Source organism: Burkholderia sp. KBS0801, assembly GCF_005937855.2.
Classification (GTDB): domain Bacteria; phylum Pseudomonadota; class Gammaproteobacteria; order Burkholderiales; family Burkholderiaceae; genus Burkholderia; species Burkholderia ambifaria.
On the sequence record NZ_CP042178.1, the window covers coordinates 1,389,007 to 1,408,320 of the forward strand.

Genomic DNA, 19,314 nt, shown 5'->3' on the forward strand with positions numbered 1-19,314 from the left:
CAGCGCGCGGTATTGAGCAAGGTGAACGCGAACGGGCAGAAGTGGGACTGGCTGAATTCGGCGAACCCGATGACCGGCACTAACGCGCTCATCGATTCGCTGAACCTGCAGGTAGGAACCGTCGATGCGGCGGGCACCCCGGTGGACTTCGCGATCGTCAACGGCCCCGGGTTGCGCCATGGCGTGTTCCTGCAGCCGTCGAGCGGCACCTGCGATACGCTGAACATCCGCGCACAGATTGCGAGCGGGCAGACCCCGGCTCAGCTTGCCGCGCTGTTGAAGTCGCCCCAGTGCCGCAACAATTACCGCCTGGCGGGCGTCGCACAGGATCCGGCCAACCAGGGCCTGCTTTCGTGGCCGGGCGATGCGCCGCACAACAATACCGCATGGGCGAAGCCGCAATTGAGCGCCGCCGAGCTCGCCGACATCAAGCCGTTCAGCGCGTACACGATCGACGTTTACCAGAACGGAGACACCGCGGCGCCGAAGTTGCACTATACGGTCCGGCTGCGCACGCCGTCGCCGTTGCCCGATGCGTTGCGTCAATACGCATGGCACGACGTCGCGCAGTCGACCCGCGACGCGCTGACGCCGGGCAGCGCCGGCACCTTTGCGGGCGGCGCGACGTTCCCGTTGAGCTGGACGTCGAAAGCGGGGGTGCCGTTCGTCAAGCGGGGCAACGTGCAGATTCGCGCCACCGCGGCAGGGCAGCCGTCGCCGATGTTCGTCAACGGCGCCGCGCGCGCGTTGCCGGTGCAGCCGGGCGCCGCGATCAAGCTCGACGTGCCGGGTGATCAGGGCGCGGCGTTTCCGTCGGTGGCCGGGTGGACGGGAGGCACCGACTTCTCGTTCGTGAATCTGAGCTGGTCGGATACGGGCGACATGCTGTTCTCCGAATCGCTCGAATACGACCGGTGATGGGCATCTTGCACTGTACGGCCGGTGAGTAGTCGTCCGGCGGAACGGTTCGTCGTTCCGCCGGCTCGTTGTTGTCACGGTGAGGGCGAGGGTGCGCGAATCACCACTTCCTCTGTGCCGATATCGTTGGAAAGCGGCGGGACGAGCAGGAGGTCGTGCAGCGCATGCGCGATCACTTCGGTCCTGCTCTTGGGACTGCGTCAGGCACTGGAAGATCGCGCAGCCGATGATCCACACGAGCTCGCGCGGCTTACGATACGACCCGTACCGCGTGCCATCCGCGCCAGCCTCGCGGAGCGCCGTCAGCGCTCCGCTCGGATAGCGCGCTTGCCGCGCGGGGCGTTCTGCCTCGGCGAGCAATTGGCGCTACCGACACCTTCGTTCGCCTGGTTCTTCGTCCATCTCTCCCGACCGTGGCTGCGCGGTTTCTGCCGTGTCCGTCGCGGCCCTCCATAACCCGCTGCCTTCTTGACACGTCGCCAATCCGCGCTCGTTTCGTCGCAGGACGACGAATTCAAGGGAAGGGGGTCAACTCCGAAGCACAGCCCGACGACTCACCTGAACCCGAATTGTTGAGCGGGGCGCCCAATCGGCGGTCGAGCGCAAACCTCACCGCGTCCCTTCAAATTTATCCAACAACGCCATTCACGCGCGCGCCGCGCTCACGTCCAACTCAGTGCAGGCTCAATTCATCCAGGAGAAATCGATGACGACAATTTCCACCTCGGGCGGCGAATTCGAGTTCGCCGTGTATGCCCCTTACAACTCGAGCCCGGACGAACCCGTGGGCGGGCGCATCAACGTGGGCGTCGATACGGCACTCTGGTTCCGAGCCGACCGGGACAGCGACAACGTGCGGCTGGTCCAGCTGATCCGGCCGCAGGGACAGTGGATCAACGATCGCGAACGGGAGCGCGCGGCGAACGGCTGGTCGCTCGATTCCAACAGTGTGTCGCCCTGGTACGGCACCAATGATCTGGGTGCGCCCCGGCCCATCCGCGATCTGACGCCGAACATCACGCCGCAGTTACGTGACTGGATCAAGCAGAGCGGCGTCCAGACCTTGTCAGGCGCGGGCTCGCGACGCGGCAAGGGCTATCAGCGCGCATGGATCGTCGATACGCCCCGGCAAATGGCGGCGCGGGTCGGCGAGCTGGTGCAGGTCCGGCTCGTGACGATCGCGGTGGATGTGCAACACAGCGCCTATCTGGGCGGCGTGGAGTGGGGCTTCAATCTGTCGGAGGCGGGCGTGGTGACGGTGGCGTCCGCGAAGCTCGCGTTCAAGGTGAATCCGGCGGGCGATTATCTGCAGGCGCTCGACAACTGGAACCAGCAGGCCGGCAACACGTTGCTCGTGCTGCCGGCCTGAGCGGCGCGCCTCGATTCGAGTGCAGAACATTTGCGCTCTCGTCGAGCGTTATCGCGGCAAGCGCAGCGTGGTGGTCGCGTATTCGCTTGGCACCGGCAGCGTGGTGGTCGCTCGAATAGCTAGCCTCGCGCGGCCGGCTGCGCGAGGTGGATGCGGCGCTGCTGCCCGGCACGCAGCTGGCGTGGCCGGGCCGGCGCTTGCAGGTACTCGAGGGATCGTGTTGCACTCGCTTCGTTATCCTGGACAATGGCGAAGAGATGGCTCAATGTCAACGGTATTCATCCAGTCCGGCCTCGGGATCAGACGAGTGAAATTCCCCCGTCAACTCGCAGGTTGACGCCGGTAATGAAGCTGCCTTCGTCTCCTGCGAGGAACAGCGCGGCATTGGCAATTTCTTCTGCGCGCCCAAGTCGGCCAAACGGAATAGCGCCCGCCATGACGGCTTCGAAAGCAGGGCGATCCGTTGCCGTAATGCCAAGCTTGCCGAGGATCGGGGTATCCGTCGGACCGGGACTGATGACATTCACGCGGATGCGGCGTTCCTTGAACTCCAGAGCCCAGTTACGGGCGAAAGCTTCGAGCGCCGCCTTGCTTCCGGCATAAACGGCATGCCCGTCCAGCACCTTGCTGCTTGCGATCGAGCTGATCAGCACGATTGAACCGTTGTTGCCAAGGAGTGGTGCAATCTTCTGCACGCCAAAAAAGGCTGCCCTGGTATTGGTTGCGAACTGTCTGTCGTATTCTTCAACCGAGACTTGATCAGATGGCGTAATCACGTTCATACCGGCATTCGCTACGTAGATATCGGCCTTGCCGAAGCGCTCGGCGACGAGTGACGCAACACGTTCGTGTGTCGTGACGTCGGCGAGGTCACCGGAAACACCAGTGGCATTCTCACCGAGTCGTGCAACCGCTTCGTCTACGGCGCTCGATCGGCGTCCGACGATAACGACACTGGCTCCCTCTTCGGCAAAACGTGAGGCCATGGCGAATCCGATACCGCTGTTTGCGCCAGTGACGACTGCAACCTTTCCTGCAAGCGTGTTCATGATGTAGTTGGTCAGAGCGGGTGGCATGCGCGCCACCACAAAGTTGTGTGGACGGGGTTCGAACAGCAGCGTTGTTCACATGACGTTTTCGAGCGGTTCCGCTGAAAATTGCGCACCGAACGGCGGGTAATCGACGTAGCCCTTCAGGCCGCCACCGTAATACGTTGCCCGATCGGCGGTAGCGAGCGGCAATCCGGTTTTGAGTCGGTGCACGAGATCCGGATTTGCGATGAATGGCTGTCCAAATGCAGCGAGATCGATCAGACCGTCATCAAGAAGTGCCTTCGCACGGTTGATCGTCATCCCTCCTGCGAGGATGATCGGCGTCTTGGCTGCCTCACGCTTGATGCGGGACAGCAGTTCGATCGTGCGATCGTCCGAGGCGGTGTCGTCTTTGGGCGCCACCGAGACGTTCGACTGATCCATGACGTGGATGTACGCGATGCGCCGCATGCCGAGCTCGAACGCAAGCGAACCATAGGTATCGAGAATGCCCGGGTAGTGCGGCATATCGAATAGCTGCCCATACGGTGAAATCCGGATGCCTATCTTGCCGGCGCCGATACGCTCGGCATGCCGTCAACGACTTCCAGCGCGAAGCGCAACTGATTTTCGCGCGTCGTCGCTGAATAGCGGTCAGTGCGATCGTTGACCAGCGGATTCAGAAACTGCTCGAACAGATATCCGTTTGCCGCGTGGATTTCCACGCCGTCGAATCCGGCCTCGATGGCGTTGGCCGCAGCGGAAACGAAGTCCTCGACCACGCATTCGACCTCCATTGTCGACAATGCGGACGGCGTTGACGTCTGGACGAACCCCGGCTTCCCGTTGGCGTCGTAAGCAAACACGATCGAGTCTTTTGCAAGCCGTGACGTGGCGCTGCGTGGCGCACCGCCATCAGGCTGGAGGCTTGTGTGCGATACACGACCCACGTGCCACAGTTGAGCGAAAATCTTGCCGCCAACGGCATGAACCGAGTCCGTGGTTAACCTCCACCCGGCGCGGCGCGGTCATGCTGCCCGATACCGGGCTCAGTACTTTTCCGCGGATTTTATGGTCGAGTGGTATGTCGACGTAATCCATCTCGCGGTCAAACAGCAATTGTTTTCGCCTTCGCGCAGTAAGGGCGGCCGGACCTTGGAGAACACCACAATCCGGCCGGTATGCAGCGCGTCGGGTGCCGCATGGTTTAGTCACGCGCTGACCTTCACGGGCTTTCGACATGTCGAGTTTCATTAGCAGTCGGTGATCCAGCCGCGAAAAGGTCGCTTGTCGAGCGCGGAAGCGCTGCGCGCGGTTGACGTTGCTGATGAACATTATCGAGTGCGACCGTTTCATGGTCGATGGAGTCACGGGGCAATACAGTCGTGCGCGAAATGCACCAACGGCCCGACCAAGCGGAGTTGCGACGCGACTCAGCGCGCCGCTATCGGGACGAATCTGGTTGTCGTTGTATTCGTCTCGACGTGAATCCACATTTCTGTACGTCGCGGATTGTTGTCGCCCGAGCAATATGGTGGGAACGTCCGTGGTGCTACTTATGTTGGCAGCTCGGTTCTAGAATCCGCGTCGATGATCGTTACATACGCTGTATCTCGAGTATGTCAATCCGGTCGTACGAAACGTCACACTGAACCTGTCTTAGGAGTGCGCCATGCGATTTGGTCTCTTTCTGCGATCGAGGATTTGCTCCACGATACTTTTCACAGTCGTGCCAGCAGTTGCTTTTGCTGATCCGCTTACTGTCAAGGTTGACGGTCTCGACCATGGTCAGTTTGCGAACGCGCAGGTCTACAACGGTTTTGGATGTCGTGGCGATAACGTCTCGCCTCAAGTCTCGTGGTCGCACGTTCCGCCTGGAACAAGAAGCATCGTCGTCACCATGTACGATCCTGATGCCCCGACTGGAGGGCTCGGATGGACGCATTGGGAAGTCGTCAATATTCCGCCTTCGGAAACGTCGATTCGGAAGGGTGCGTCAGGAGATGCGGGACGAATGCCGGCGGGCGCGCTCGAGACGCTGACGGATTTTGGCGAATCCAAGTACGGCGGGCCATGCCCGCCGCAAGGTGAATCCCATCGATATATCGTGACGGTATCTGCGCTGTCCATCCCGAGTGTCGAGGTGAAATCGACATCGAGTCCGGCGGTCGTTGCATATCAGATGCATGGAAACATCCTCGGGCAGGCACGATATATCGCGACCTACCACCGATCGCTGAATTGACTGTCAGCGCCGGTCGAGAGCATATCTGATCAACACTCGACCAGGGGAGCATCGTCCCCGCAGCAAGAAAGCATTGTCGGCCGATCGACCGCCTGCAAGCGCAGGCAGTCGATCGACACCCGCCCGTCATTCGCCCGTGCGGCGCGCAGCGACATACCACCACGCGATCTCCGGACGTTCCACGCGCCCACACAAGCGCGGTCAATTCACCCCGACCGCACTCCAGGCACGCGCGACCGTTGCACTTTCGACCGAGTTCGCGCCATACAGGTCGTTCGTTGCCTGGATCGACGCACGCCGTGCGTTCGGGTAGCTCGAGTTGGCGTTCAGGTACACGGTCAGTGTCCGGTACCAGATCTTGCCGGCTTTCTCCCGGCCCAGGCCACTGAAGGTCGTGTCGCCGTTGCACACCAGCTGCGTCCTCGACAGGCCGGTATCGGTCGACGGTACCACCGGGCCTTCCGACAGCAGGTAGAAGAAGTGGTTGCCGACACCCGACGTGAAATGCGGATCGTGGCGCGGATTAGACCACGAGAAGCCACCGGACGGGTAGCAGCTGAACGACCGGCCGTCGAGATCCTGCTTGTACATCTTGCGCAGGCCGCCGCTCGTCACGCGCGCACCGATCACGTAATTGCCGGGATCGTTCGGGTTGTTCGCGTAGAACTTCACGAGCGTGCCGAAAATGTCGGACGTCGATTCGTTCAGGCCGCCCGCGTCGCCCGAATAGTTCAGGTTGGCGGTGGCCTCGGTCACGCCGTGACTCATCTCGTGCCCGGCGACATCGACCGAAACGACGGGTTTCGGCAGGCGGGTGCCTGGATCGCCGTCGCCGTACACCATCACGCGCGACGACAGCCATGCCGCGTTCGCGCCGGTGGTGCCGCTGCCCGTGTTGAATACGACGTGAGCGTAGCTCCTCACGCCGCGGCCGTCGTTGAAGATGCCGTTGCGGTTGTGCGTCGTCCTGTAGTAGTCCCAAGTCAACGCGAGCCCATAGTCGATGTCCGCGGCGACCGTCTGCCGGTCGGTCGTCGTGTTGTTGCCCCACACGTTCGTGCTGCTCGTGAAGATCGGCAGGTCGGTTGCTTGCTCGACGTCGTCCGAGCTCAGGCCGCGGCCATCGTAGACCGAGCCGCCGCCGCGGCTGGGATCGAGCATCCGGTAAGCGTTCGTGCCGGTCTGGTCCGTCGTGAGCGCCAGGTTGCCGTAGTACAGCGAGCGGCCGGTGCCGGTCGCGGCGGCGGTCTTGATCAGGTCCTGGGCGTCGAGCACGGTGCCGGTGCGCGCATCGATGTAGTACAGCACGGCATCGCCGTGCGCATCGGTCGCGTTGCCGTATACGCGCACCGCGTAGGCCAGTGTCGGCGCGACGTCGCGTGCGAATACGACGAGTTCCGCGTCATCGACGCGACGCACGTTCGAGTCGAAACGCGCGGCCGCGATGAGCTTGGCCCTGGCCGCGCCTACGTCGGGCGCGTTGCGTACCACTGAGCGGTTTCCGACCTTGCCGATCGTGCCGGCGAGATTGATCGGTGCGAGCTGGGTCTGGCTCGCCTGCTTCAACTGCCCTCGGTGCGAATGGACGACGACGTCGCCGCCTATCACGGGCAGGCCCGCATGGAAGCGATCGAAGCGCACGTGCTCGGTGCCATCGGGATCGACGATCACGTCGCGTACCTGGAACTGATCTCCGTCCGTCGGCGCGCTTGCTTGCGGCCCCGCGAACTTCAACGTGCGTGCTGTGCCGCCAGTAGCCAGACTGAAGGCGGACGGATTCTGCTGGATCAGTTGCAGCGCCTTGTCGACCGTGGCCGAAGGGTCGCCGGCCTGGGCAAAAGCGCTGAGACTCGCAATGGTAATCGCGGCGATGGGCAGCAGACGAGACAATTTCTTCATGCAATCCCCCAGATTATGAATGGATGATGTTCGAGGAATGAATCAAGTGAAGACGTTGATATAAGACACGTCGCGAACCGCAGAGGCATGCTAGGAGGTCGCTTTTATAATTACAAGATATTTTCAGGGAGATTAATTTTTAATATCGAAGACGTTAATCGAGGAATGATTTGGTGAGGAATGTGAAATGATTCGGTTGGCCGCTCCGGACGTGTCGGTGAAGTTGCATCGACGGAGCGTGATTGGAGAATTTTGCGATGCCCGAGGGCGAATTGCTGCGACGTGCGCGCCCAGTCATGCTGCCCGGCGGCGCGCAGCACGTGTCGTCACGGCACGAGAAGATAAAAAACTGGCTACACGAAATTTCAAACAATTATGTCGATTATAAATTCAATCGAAAAGGCGGACTTCATTTCATTAATTTTCATATTTTATAACAATGATATAGATTGTCATATGCTTGAGTTTTCAGATTATTTGGTTTTCGCTCAGCGGGAGTGCGATCAATTTAAGATGACTCGCGGCAAGGCCTGTTGGCTTCGATTTGTAAATATTTTAAATCATAGTCCGACATGAACGGATGCTGTTTTTTATCGTGTCATGCCCGGATTCGGATCTCGTAGCGCCAGCTAAATACAGATGTCGCATGTCTCATCGGTCGTTCCCTCGTGCAGCGTTGAAGGAACAAGCCGGGAGCGGCAGGGCGCTTACGTTCGTCAGCGTGCCTTGGACCGCTCGTCCGAGTCTGCTCCTTGGCCGACCGAAAGCCGTGGCCCGCTGTGGTGCACTTGCTGCAGCGGGCATCGACGAATAGACGTCTCCTTGGCCAGCCGAATGCCGTGACACTCCCGGAGCTTCTCGCAGGCCAGCGTCGACCCGAAATCGACGTAGCGATCGCGGATGATCGAGAGCGCCGGGCCGGCGGCTCTTGGGTCCGGGTTGGGCATGGTGCGACATGGGCCCTTGGAACCATTTATAGGGTCTGATCCTTAACCCCGATTTAATGTTGATAATTCACCTTATGTAAAATCATGCTACTAGCGAAAGCGGTACTTTTGTCAGGTCTTACAGTGGACTAGTCACATAGCTCGCACGGGCTCCCCTTGAACACGAATCCTCGTTCGAATCCCTTCCTGCCGCCATGAAAATGACCATATGTGTCGGCATATCTGACGTAGAGAATCTTGCCGCCCGGCAAAAACAGCGGCGTCGCGCGCTGGCAGTTCGGGCACGGCCCATCCTTGTTGTTCATGTAAAGCACTCCCACCTTCGACGCATGAGCAGCGAGCTCCATGGCGGCCTTTGGTTCCACATGCGTCCACGCGCCACGTGCCTGCGCGCCCAGACGGTTTGCGGTTTGCTGATACAGACGGCCTTCGGCTGTCTGCCCTGATTTGTCCCGTTCCGTGCCGCTGACCAGCGCGATGCCGTTGCCGGGCAAAGGACGAGTAAAGTACAGTAGCCCCGTCGTCCACTCGTCCTCACGGTCCGGCAATATGAAAAACGGATCAATCGATTTCGCCAGCCCCAATGGATCGGACCATCGGCTGGTTTCCGGCGCATACCTGTACAGGTTTGGTCCACCTGCGAGACCAACCGGATCCTGCGTAATGAAGGAGCCATGCGCCGGATCGTAGTAGCGATACCTGTTGTAGTCGAATCCGGTTTCCTCGTCGTGGTATTGACCTTGAAACCGAATTGGAATGTCCAGGATATCTGCATGTTCTGCGCGGTCGCTGCGTGTGCCCCAAGGTTCGAAACACGCGTCCCAGACAATCAGCCCTTTCGCGTCAGTCACTCGGACAGGTGCGCCATTTGTGTCGTTATGAAAAAAATAAACCTCTGACGCATCACAAACCATCGCCAATGGCCGAACCGTCTCCGGGTAGTAAATAAACTGCCGGGTGATATCCGTGAGCAAATTCGGCGTCCGGAAGTATTGCGATGCTTTTTCGTCGTCACTCGACACGCTTGACGCCTCGACGGTCGAAAGTTCCACGGCCAGTGCATTGTCATCCCAGAAGAAACTGCTCTCGTGGCACGCTTGCGCATCGTCAAATGCTGGTACCGCCGTCCTCTCAAAATGTGCGCTCCGCCAGGTCCGTTTACCCGTCCGCCGATGAAATACGTCGTACGCATACCATGTGCGGACCGCGACTTGACCGTTGTGGGAACCGCACGGCGCTGGGTGCAGGCTGATCGTTTCGATCAACAACCCATCGCCATCCCAAAGCAGCGACAAGTCCTGCTGCGAACTCACTTTGCGCACCAAATTGCCGGCGCGGTCGAACGTATAGCGGCAGCCGCCATACTCGCCTTCCCGGCTCCACGTGTCGGTTTGCTCGCCCGCACGACGAACATCCGCATGCTTGCCCTGACTGACCCGCGTCTTCAGAAGATCGCCGGTCGCGTCATACAGGAAGCGGTGCAGATTGCCGACAGGATCGAGATGCTGCGTCAGATTGCCGACCGGGTCATGTTGATAGCGTCCGATACCAAAGCGGGAATCGCGCTTCTCTAACACATAGCCGTTCGCATCGTATGCGTATTCGTTGACAAACAGCGGGCCCGCACCCGCAAACAGCACTTGTTTCTCCAGCAGCCCCTCTGACGTGTATGAAAGGTCGCGCCGCAGATCGCCCTTGAGGTGCTCGACGCAGATCTGCCCGACTGCATCCCGTTCAAAAGTCATCGCCTCTGCATCGTCAATCCGAATCGATCTGATACCACCGAGCAGGTCATACTCGTGGCGAACCACGTGGGAAACGACATTCCTCCCCGTGTCGAGCCGAGTTCCGCAACTGATGCGATGACCTGCTTCGTCATACGCGTTGACAATGACGAAACGCCCCCCCTGCTTCTCATCCACCACGCGACCGGCTGGATCATATGTCAACTCGACGCGACTATCCGGATTCTCCGCGACCATCATGTTCCCGGCACAGTCATATACAAATGTCTCGATACGGGTGCCTTCGGGTTGTCGTGGATCAGGCACACGCTTTCGCACGATGCGGCCGAGCGGGTCCGTTTCATAGTCGATCACGCGACCAAGCGGATCGATGCTTCGACGCAAATCGTTCGTCGCCGTGTACTCATAACGTCGCGATTGGCCCCAGTAGTCAACTTCCTCGACGATACGGCCCAGGGCATCGCGTTTCAGTCGATACCATTCGCCGCGCTCGTTGACCACATCAGTCAATTGTTCCTCGGTGTCATATCGGAATTCGATGACACTTCCGTCCGGTTTCAAGCGCCTCGCTACCTGCCCGAGCGCTGTGTATTCGAGTTGCGTCACCTCGCCATTCGGATCACGATAGCGCGTCAGGTTGCCAACGGCGTCATAACAACAAGTCGTTTCCCGCTCGCCTGGCTCGACGGCGCGCGTCAGATTGCCGTTGCGATCGTATTCATAGTGGCTCGCCTGACCGAACGCATTGACGATTCCGGTCATATTGGCACGCGCGTCATGAATGTATCGGGTCCGGTTGCCGAGCGCGTCGAGCACTTCCGCCAGATTTCCGTCGCGATCGTAGTCGAAGTGCATCTTCGTACCGCCGGAGTCCCGATGCGCGATGAGTTGGCCGTATCGGTCGTATTCGTAGCGGAATCCGGCCCGAGCGGGCGCATCGTGCTGTAGCAGATTGCCGCGTTCGTCCCAGACGTAGTGCCATTGACGGCCCCCAGGAGTGCTTACGTGCACGAGTTGCCGGTTCTCATCGTATGCCGCCCGTACGGTGCTACCATCCGCCAGTGTCTGCTCAAGGGGACTGCCGTCCGTATCGAAACGCCACGTGGTCACGCAACCGGCGGCATCGGTTTCCGCGATGGTTCGTCCGTACGCGTCGTACCTGTAACTCGTTATGCCGCCAAGCGGATCGACACTGGCCACTGGCAGGCCGCGCTCATTCGCCTGAAGCGTCGTCGCGTATCCCAGCGAATCGGTAATTCGCGTTGCGCGATGCCCGACGTCGTAAACAAAGCGGTAATCGAAGAGGCCGTTGTCGCCCCATGCGTGATCGACCCGCCACACGCCGTCGTCGTGTCGACAGTGACGGTAATGGAAAGACAGGCCGGCCGCGCTCGTATGACGCACCATCCGGTGACAGTCTGCATATACGAACCGGTGCGGCTGGCTCATCGCGTCCAGCGCGGCAATCAAATTCCCGTCGTGGTCGTGCTCATATCGGACGAGCGGATGTGCCCGGGTATCCACATCAATCAGCGTCAACACTGCGAGCAGGGATTCGCTGTTCTCGGCCGAGTGGTTCGCGCGTTCATCGCACTGGATCATGCGCCCGGTTGGCCCGTCCACGTTCCATTCCATCAGGCGGGCCACGCTGCCGTCGCGTACGCGCTCGAACACCCACGCATTACCGTTAAGGTCGGCGATCCGTTCGACAGCCAGCGTCAACGCAGGCTCTGTCGTTACCATGGCACTCATGTATTGCCAAGGCTCTGGCAACACAAATTCATACTCGATCGCGGCGCGTGTGCGCAGAACCAGCCGGTTGTCGCGCCGATACAGCGCATGTCCGTGCTGCCGGTCGTATATCCGTTCCGACCACCCGGCAGCATCAGGGACTGAATCGAACGCTGTCGCGCTATCGTGGAACTCCGCCACGACACGCATCGCGCCTTCGTATCGCATCAGTTCGAGGTGAATATCGGCCGGCGTCCGCCAGCCTGCACCGATCGCGCCCCGGCGCTCGTCGTGGCTTGCATAGTAACGATTCCATTCGAGCGGCAGACGGCCCGCAACCGTGAAATCGTGCTGCTGCAAAATCACCTCGCCCGTGATTGCGTTCACCGGCTCCGCGTGCAACACCTTGCACCGCAGAAACCCCGGCTTCAAATTCAGCTTGTCCGCCAGGCTCTTCGCCCACTTGGACCCCTGAAACGCCTTGAACAACCCTTTCGCCGCAGCAGCCATATTCAACACCGGCGGCCCCCCGACCATCACCGGCCGTCCGGCCGGAATCGGCAGCATCACCGAGCTCGGCATCGACGGATAGGTACGATCGGTATGCGCGCTGTTGTGGCCAGGCGGTTCCAGGCCAATAGACCAGCAGCTCAACGCCGGCAGCGCCATGAACGACATCGGATCGTTATTGGCGAGCACCGTCCGGCTGCCCATGTACGATTCCGCATCGTCCGAAGGGATAGGATCCGGCTCCGGCGGCGGGGCAAACGACTCGCCGAGCGGAAAATGCAGCCCTGGGACATGGTATGAATGCGTCCCGGCAGTTGCCCGCATCAAGCCATTCACGAAGATCGGCCGTCCAGCGGCGCCGCCCATTCCGACACCTGCGCCGAACATGTTTCCAATGCGGCTCTGGAGCGCTGCGGCTTGCTGCTCGAGTTTCAGCCCCTCCGCGACGATCGAGTTTTCCTCGATATCAGTCAGTTTTCCCGATGCAAACTCGGCCGCGTCGTCGAGCTTCTTTGCCACATCGGGATGGTCTTCGAGATACTCGGCCGCCTTCTCCTGTGCAATCGCCATCGCGATGCTTCCGACCACGCCCTTCGCCGCCTCGATGTACTCCCGAAGATCGAGCATGAACCCGACATGCGGGTGCGGCAGAAACATGGGCGTCGGACTCGGTGCAACCAGGACCGAATGAACGTCGATACCGACAACGGGATCCAGATGCTTGACCGCCAGCAATCCCATTCAGCCCTCCCAGCTCAGCGTCCGCCACGCAACGCCGCGACCTTCGCGTTCAGCGCGTTGCGTCTCCGGTCCATCGCACCCAGCTGTGACACCATCCACTCGACAACCATCGGCAGATTACTGTTAGCCCGCATCGGCTCATCGATCATCAATCCCGCATCGAGCGCATTGAACCCGGCCTCCAGCGCATGCTCGCGCTCCCCCGCCCGCTGCCAGCACACGGCGCTCATGCGCCACGCCTCGACCGTCATCAGCCCGTCCTGAGCGGCCGTAGTCGACGCCGCCGCACGCTCGTAGCAATACGCCGAGTGCGCGTAATCCTTGTGCGTCAGATGCACGCTCGCCTCGCCGAACAACCCGTTCGCAACGAGCTTGTGCCCCGCCGGATGCCCTGCCTCGACCGCGCGCATGCCGCTGCCGGCGGCACTCCGATACGCATCGATCGCCTTCTCCCGATCACGCCACTTCAGATACGCAGCCCCTGCAATCAGATGCACGACAACGCATTGATCGAACCACTGCTCACGCTCCGCGACCTTCAACGCCGCTGCACGCAATTCCTCCAGTCGAGAAGGACTACCGCCTTCGATTATCTCGGTCAGCATCACGAAATGCCGTCGAAACTCGCCGCTCGGTCCGCGCTCGCCCGATTCCGCCAGCAGTTCACGCGGCACGCTTGCCATCGAATACTTGCCTTGCACGACGCGCACCGTTGCCCGATGCCGTTGCATCAATGCTGCGAACGGTGTGACATCCGTACGCGGCACGACGAAGCGCACACGCTCACCGAGCTCAGGCGCGACCGCAATGATCGACAGCAAATCGTCCATCCATCGCACCCATGCCGTGTCATCCCGCACTTTCGCCGGTTCCAGCACGAACACCATCGCCGGAAAAATATCCGGGTGGTGCTGCATCAGGCTGTCGGCAACCGCGAACAGATACAGCAGAGGATTCTTGCCATCGTCGTACGGCGCCTGCCAGTCCGCGCGTACGCCCTGCCCATTGGACGCCTCTCGCCGGCTGTCGTAGAACGCAATGAGCTCGTCCGTCAGCGCCTTCGCATAACGCGCTTCATTGACGAACGACGCCCGCATCGTCCTGACCGCACACGACGTCTCGTCCTGCACCTGGAAATACAGCCGCACGAGCTCCGCATCCGTCTCGTCGGTTTGCCAGATCATCAATCGCGCGTCCCGCTCCCGCGCGAAATTCATCCAGTCCGCATGCGCATCCATGAACCTGCGCTCCACCGGATTGGTCGGCTGCCAGTTCTGCATCGGGGCGAACCTCCGTCACGGATTCAGTTTCAAAACGGTGCCTTCGACCGTGTGCTCGCCGGTCGCCGACGACGTCACCGTCTTGCCGTTCACGGTGTGGCTTTCCTTGCCGGTCGAGGTCACGTTGATTCCCTCGATCGCGATCGTGCCGTCGCGCCTCATCACGATGCTCGATGCGCCGCACATCAGCACCAGCTGGTCGCCGGCCGTGACCAGCACCTGATGCTGCACGCTGGTCGTGTGGTTCGCGCCGACGTTGACGGTGTGGTCTGCACCGACCGTGAGCGTATGCGCGTTCGCGATCGTCGACGTGCGTGCGCCGATCTCTTCCGTATGCGTCGACGCAACCTGCGTCTTCATGTCCTGCGACGTCGTGTGATATAGCTGCGTCACGTTCAGTGTCTTGCCTTCGCCGATCGTTTCGGTCTTGCTTTTCGCGACGGTCTCGCTGTGCGTGCCGCCGATGGTCGTATCGCGGTTCGCGGAAATCGTCACGGTTTCGTTCTGTCCGACGGTTCGCGTGCGGCTTCCCGTAACGCTATGCGTCTCGTTTCCGCCGATCTGTGCCGTCCTGTTCTGCCCGATATTCACCGCCTCGTTCTGCCCGACGCTGCGTTGCCGGTTGTTCTTCACCTGCATCGTCTCGTCGTTCCCGACCGTATGCGTATGATTGTTCCCGACAGAAAGCGTGTGATCGGCCTCCGTCTCCGCATCAAAATTCCGTTCCGCATGCATCCACAGCTGCTCGGCGCCCTTCTTGTCCTCGAACCGGAACGCGTTCGCATGCTCGGTCGTCCCTCCCGGTGACGACCGAGACAGCAGACCGCTCTGCGTCGCACTCCCCGGCAGCCCCCACGGTGGCATCTTCTCGCCGTTGAAAACCCGCCCCGTCACGATCGGCTCGTCCGGATCGCCGTTGAGAAAATCGACCACGACCTCGTCGCCCACACGCGGAATCTGCACCCCGCCGAACCCGCCGCCGGCCCAGGGGCTCGACACCCGCACCCAGCACGACGAATCCTGGTTGCTCTGCCCATACCGATCCCACCGGAACTGCAGCTTCACGCGCCCATACTGATCGGTCCAGATTTCTTCACCCGGCGGCCCGACGACGGTAGCCGTTTGCGGCCCATTGGTGTGTGGCCGCAGCGTGAGACGGGGCGACCGATACGGCAGGCTCGACGGCTGCACGATCATCATCGTTTGATGCACGACGGCCTCCGCGCCCTGATCACTCGCGTAAGCGTTCTCCTGAAAGCGGTACTGGCACCGCACGATCAAATGCTCGCGATTCTGGTCAGCACGTGGACAATGCTCGAGCGTGAACAGATACCCGGGCCCCGCTCCCCGCACGTCCGCCTCGGCACTCGCGCGCTCATGCTCGGCCTGTTGTTCCTCGAGCCGCACGCGGCTGTAATGCGCACCCGGCGCATCGTCGCGATACCCGCCGGGCCATTCGAAAGACGCGAAGCTGTCGTGCTCGTGGCCACGCGGGTCGACTTTCTGCGTCGAAAGATCGGCGCGCGGCTTCGTATAGTCGTAGTCGGTGGTCTGATGCTTGCCGACGCTCACTTCCTGCGCGGGCAGCCACGCGTCGATGTGCTCCTCGTCGGCGATTGCCGTGCGATCCTGGGCGATGTACGGAATCGTTTCGTAACCGGGCAACGCGACGTGTGACGACATCGCATCGCACAGCACGAGCGTGTGACTGTCGGCCGAGTGCCGGAAATGGAAATAGATGCCCTCGAATTCCATCAGCCGCGACACGAACGCGGCATCGGTCTCGTTGTACTGCACACAGTACTCGCGGGGTGCATAGGATTCAGTCAGCTTGTTCTCGATCGGAAAGCCATACGGCGCCAGCACCTCCCGCACGATGTCGGGGACGGTGCGGTTCTGGAAGATCCGGCAGTCCGAGCGGCGCGTCGCGAGCCACAGCCACGGCCGCACGATCAGCTCGTAACCGTAGTGCCGTTCGGCGCGCCGGCCGGCCAGCGTCGCGCGCGCGACGATCCCGTTCAGGTAGCGCGTCGAGCGATCCTGCTGCTCGATCCGCACGGTCACGGGCTTGCCGAGCATGTCCTTCAGCGACAGGCTGTGGCTGTCCGCCAGCGCCTCGATCCGGAATTCGAACAGGCGGCCGAGTTCGTCGCTGCCGTCGAGCGTATGGAATTTCAGGTCGTCGCCGTGCGGGCTGTCGAGTGTGAATACGCGATTCAAGTCGCCTCCTCCTCGTCGAACCGGTACGCGAATTCGCCGTCGGTCGCGCTCAGCTCGATCGCCACCAGCGCGCGCCCTTCGAGCGTGGCCTCGAGAATCGCGCGGCCGATGCGCGGCATCACGGTATGCGTGAGAATCGCGTCGACCATCCGGCCGCCGGATTCGATCGTCCGACAGCGCTCGACGATCAGCGCGGTCGCCGCGTCGGTACAGCGGAGCCGGATCCCGTGATGCAGGTCGATCCGCTTCTCGAAACGCCGCAACTGCAGTTCGACGATGCGCGCGAGCGTCGCATCGGTCAGCGGGTAGTACGGCACCACGGTCAACCGGCCGAGCAGCGCGGCCGGGAACACGTCGAGCAGCGGCGCGCGCAGCGCATCGGCGAGCGCCTGCATGTCGGGCAGACGCTCGGGATCGCGACACAGCTGCATCACGCGATCGGCGCCCACATTCGAGGTCAGCAGGATCACCGTATGGCGGAAGTCGATGTCGCGCCCCTCGCCATCCTCCATCCAGCCCTTGTCGAACACCTGGAAGAAAATCTCGTGCACGTCGCGATGCGCCTTCTCGATCTCGTCGAGCAGCACGACGCTGTACGGGCGGCGGCGCACGGCCTCGGTGAGCACCCCGCCCTGCCCGTAGCCGACGTAGCCGGGCGGCGCGCCCTTCAGCGTCGACACGGTATGCGCCTCCTGGAACTCGCTCATGTTGATCGTGATCGCGTTGCGCTCGCCGCCGTACAGTGTGTCGGCCAGGGCGAGCGCGGTCTCGGTCTTGCCGACGCCGGACGGCCCGCACAGCAAGAACACGCCGTGCGGCTTGGTCGGATCGTCGAGCTTCGCGCGCGCGGTCTGGATTCGCTCGGCGATCAGTTCGACCGCATGGCGCTGGCCGACGACGCGTTCGCCCAGCGTCTCGGCAAGCTTCAGCACGGCCTGCGTCTCGTCGCGCACCATCCGGCCGAGCGGGATGCCGGTCCAGTCGGCGACGACGGCGGCGACCGCATGCGTGTCGACGGCGGGCAGCACGAGCGGTGCGTCGCCCTGCATCTCGGCCAGCGCCTGCTGCGCGGCGGTTAGGCGCGATTGAACATCGGCGCGTGCGACGGCGGAAAGTTCGTGCGACGGATTATCGTCGAGCAGCGCCGCGCGCGACTCGACGATCGCCGTCAACGCATCGCGTTCGGCCTGCCAGCGCGTATCGAGCCGGTCGAGTTCCGTCTGCACGGCGGCAAGCTCGGTGTCGATCGCGTCGCGGCGCGCGGTGTCGCCGCTGCCGAGCGCGCATTCGCGCCCGATCCGTTCGCGCTCGACGCGCAAGCCGTCGATGCGCCGCCGCGCGTCCTCGATCGGCGCGGGCACCGCGTGCTGGCTGACGGCGACGCGCGCGCAAGCCGTATCGAGCAGGCTGATCGCCTTGTCCGGCAACTGCCGCGCGGGGATATACCGGTGCGACAACGTCACGGCGGCTTGCAGCGCGTCGTCGAGCACGAGCACGCGATGGTGGGCTTCGAGCTTCGCGGCGAGGCCGCGCAGCATCGTCACGGCGGCCGCCTCTTCGGGCTCGAGCACGTGCACGAGCTGGAAGCGCCGCGTCAGCGCGGGATCCTTCTCGATGTACTGCTTGTACTCGGACCAGGTGGTCGCGCCGATCGTGCGCAGCAAGCCGCGCGCGAGCGCGGGTTTCAGCAGGTTCGCGGCGTCGCCGGTGCCGGCCGCCCCGCCCGCGCCGACGAGTGTATGGACTTCATCGATGAACAGGATCGCCGGCCGCTCGGACGACATCGCTTCGTCGATCACGCCACGCAGCCGGCTCTCGAATTCGCCCTTCACGCTCGCGCCGGCCTGCAGCAGACCAACGTCGAGCAGATAGAGCGAAACGTCGCGCAGCGACGGCGGCACGTCGCCGGCGGCGATCCGCAGCGCGAAGCCTTCCGCGACCGCCGTCTTGCCGACACCGGCCTCGCCGACCAGCAGCGGATTGTTCTGCCGGCGCCGCAGCAGGATGTCGACGATCTGGCGGATCTCCGCGTCGCGCCCGACGACGGGGTCGATCTCGCCGGCCCGCGCGCGGGCGGTCAGGTCGACGGCGAAGCGCGCCAGGGCCGAACCGTCCGCGGCTGGCACACCGTGAATCGTGGCGTCACCGGCGCGCAGGCCGGTACCCGCAGCGGCACGCGCAACCGGTTGCGCCTCGGGCGAGCCGTCGACGATCGATTCGAGTTCGTCCGCAAGCACGTCGGGCACGATGCGCTCGAACTCGCGTGTGATCGCGTACAGAACGTTGCGCAACTGCGGCGTCTTCAGGATCGCGAGCAGCAGGACCGCGCCGCGAATTCGCGTCGCGTCGTATTTCAGGGTGGCATAGACCCACGCACGCTCGACCGCGTCGTCGATGTGCACGGACAGGTCCGACACCGATCCCGCGCCCCGCGGCAGCCGGTCGAGCGCGGCGACGAGTCCGCGCTCGATGGCGGCCTCGTCGATCTCGAACCGCCGCAGCACGCGCTGGAGGTCGCCGTCGGGCCGCTGCAGCATCTGCTTGAACCAGTGTGCGAGCTCGACGTACGGATTGCCGCGCAGCCGGCAGAAGCCGGTCGCCTGCTCGAGCGTCTCGTAGAGCAGCGGATCGAGTTTTCCGAACAGGTTGACGCGGCCGATATCGGACATGACGGTTCC

General features: G+C 62.2%; 11 protein-coding genes. 3 read left to right on the forward strand and 8 right to left on the reverse strand.

Translation table 11 applies throughout. The annotated features are described in order from the left end of the window. Positions 1–69: 69 nt before the first annotated feature. A complete protein-coding gene (locus FFI87_RS23130) occupies positions 70–918 on the forward strand; it encodes a hypothetical protein (protein WP_261378648.1) in 849 nt (282 codons plus the stop codon). Positions 919–1,624: 706 nt separating this feature from the next. Further along, complete coding sequence (locus tag FFI87_RS23135) at positions 1,625–2,287, forward strand: hypothetical protein (protein ID WP_138848893.1); 663 nt, start codon at positions 1,625–1,627, stop codon at positions 2,285–2,287. A gap of 299 nt (positions 2,288–2,586) precedes the next feature. Here the strand turns inward: FFI87_RS23135 and FFI87_RS23140 are convergent, their stop codons facing one another. From FFI87_RS23140 to FFI87_RS34720, 3 genes are all read right to left on the reverse strand, one after another. After that, positions 2,587–3,336: an SDR family NAD(P)-dependent oxidoreductase gene (locus FFI87_RS23140; RefSeq protein ID WP_138850189.1), complete on the reverse strand. Its 750-nt coding sequence runs from the start codon at positions 3,334–3,336 to the stop codon at positions 2,587–2,589. Positions 3,337–3,411: 75 nt separating this feature from the next. Further along, positions 3,412–3,846, reverse strand: coding sequence for a hypothetical protein (locus FFI87_RS34715; protein ID WP_261378576.1), 435 nt, complete (start codon positions 3,844–3,846; stop codon positions 3,412–3,414). 35 nt (positions 3,847–3,881) lie between these two features. Next, complete coding sequence (locus FFI87_RS34720) at positions 3,882–4,289, reverse strand: hypothetical protein (RefSeq protein ID WP_222430045.1); 408 nt, start codon at positions 4,287–4,289, stop codon at positions 3,882–3,884. A 701-nt stretch (positions 4,290–4,990) separates the two neighbouring features. On the opposite strand from FFI87_RS34720, the gene FFI87_RS23150 reads away from it, so the two are divergent. Continuing rightward, on the forward strand, positions 4,991–5,563 hold the full coding sequence (locus tag FFI87_RS23150) for a YbhB/YbcL family Raf kinase inhibitor-like protein (RefSeq protein WP_012366086.1): 573 nt from the start codon (positions 4,991–4,993) through the stop codon (positions 5,561–5,563). 201 nt (positions 5,564–5,764) lie between these two features. Here the strand turns inward: FFI87_RS23150 and FFI87_RS23155 are convergent, their stop codons facing one another. The 5 genes from FFI87_RS23155 to tssH form a co-directional block, all read right to left on the reverse strand. Next, positions 5,765–7,462 (reverse strand): M4 family metallopeptidase, encoded by a 1,698-nt coding sequence (locus FFI87_RS23155; RefSeq protein WP_138848892.1) that lies wholly within the window; start codon positions 7,460–7,462, stop codon positions 5,765–5,767. A 1,075-nt stretch (positions 7,463–8,537) separates the two neighbouring features. After that, positions 8,538–13,136: an RHS repeat-associated core domain-containing protein gene (locus FFI87_RS23165; protein ID WP_138848890.1), complete on the reverse strand. Its 4,599-nt coding sequence runs from the start codon at positions 13,134–13,136 to the stop codon at positions 8,538–8,540. Between the two features lie 14 nt (positions 13,137–13,150). Then, entirely contained in the window at positions 13,151–14,416 is a 1,266-nt protein-coding gene (locus FFI87_RS23170) for a hypothetical protein (RefSeq protein ID WP_138848889.1), read from the reverse strand. A gap of 15 nt (positions 14,417–14,431) precedes the next feature. After that, positions 14,432–16,636: a type VI secretion system tip protein VgrG gene (tssI, locus tag FFI87_RS23175; protein ID WP_138848888.1), complete on the reverse strand. Its 2,205-nt coding sequence runs from the start codon at positions 16,634–16,636 to the stop codon at positions 14,432–14,434. After that, the gene (tssH, locus tag FFI87_RS23180) at positions 16,633–19,305 is read right to left on the reverse strand and encodes a type VI secretion system ATPase TssH (RefSeq protein WP_138848887.1); all 2,673 of its coding nucleotides are present in this window, start codon (positions 19,303–19,305) and stop codon (positions 16,633–16,635) included. Before tssH ends, tssI begins: the two co-directional genes overlap by 4 nt. Positions 19,306–19,314 lie beyond the last annotated feature (9 nt).

What these genes read in the sequence shown, in the direction of transcription:
- FFI87_RS23130 (WP_261378648.1), top strand. Translation starts at nt 70, where the DNA reads ATGACCGGCACTAACGCGCTCATCGATTCGCTGAACCTGCAGGTAGGA.
- FFI87_RS23135 (WP_138848893.1), top strand. Translation starts at nt 1,625, where the DNA reads ATGACGACAATTTCCACCTCGGGCGGCGAATTCGAGTTCGCCGTGTAT.
- FFI87_RS23140 (WP_138850189.1), bottom strand. Translation starts at nt 3,336, where the DNA reads ATGAACACGCTTGCAGGAAAGGTTGCAGTCGTCACTGGCGCAAACAGC.
- FFI87_RS34715 (WP_261378576.1), bottom strand. Translation starts at nt 3,846, where the DNA reads ATGCCGCACTACCCGGGCATTCTCGATACCTATGGTTCGCTTGCGTTC.
- FFI87_RS23150 (WP_012366086.1), top strand. Translation starts at nt 4,991, where the DNA reads ATGCGATTTGGTCTCTTTCTGCGATCGAGGATTTGCTCCACGATACTT.
- FFI87_RS23155 (WP_138848892.1), bottom strand. Translation starts at nt 7,462, where the DNA reads ATGAAGAAATTGTCTCGTCTGCTGCCCATCGCCGCGATTACCATTGCG.
- FFI87_RS23165 (WP_138848890.1), bottom strand. Translation starts at nt 13,136, where the DNA reads ATGGGATTGCTGGCGGTCAAGCATCTGGATCCCGTTGTCGGTATCGAC.
- FFI87_RS23170 (WP_138848889.1), bottom strand. Translation starts at nt 14,416, where the DNA reads ATGCAGAACTGGCAGCCGACCAATCCGGTGGAGCGCAGGTTCATGGAT.
- tssH (WP_138848887.1), bottom strand. Translation starts at nt 19,305, where the DNA reads ATGTCCGATATCGGCCGCGTCAACCTGTTCGGAAAACTCGATCCGCTG.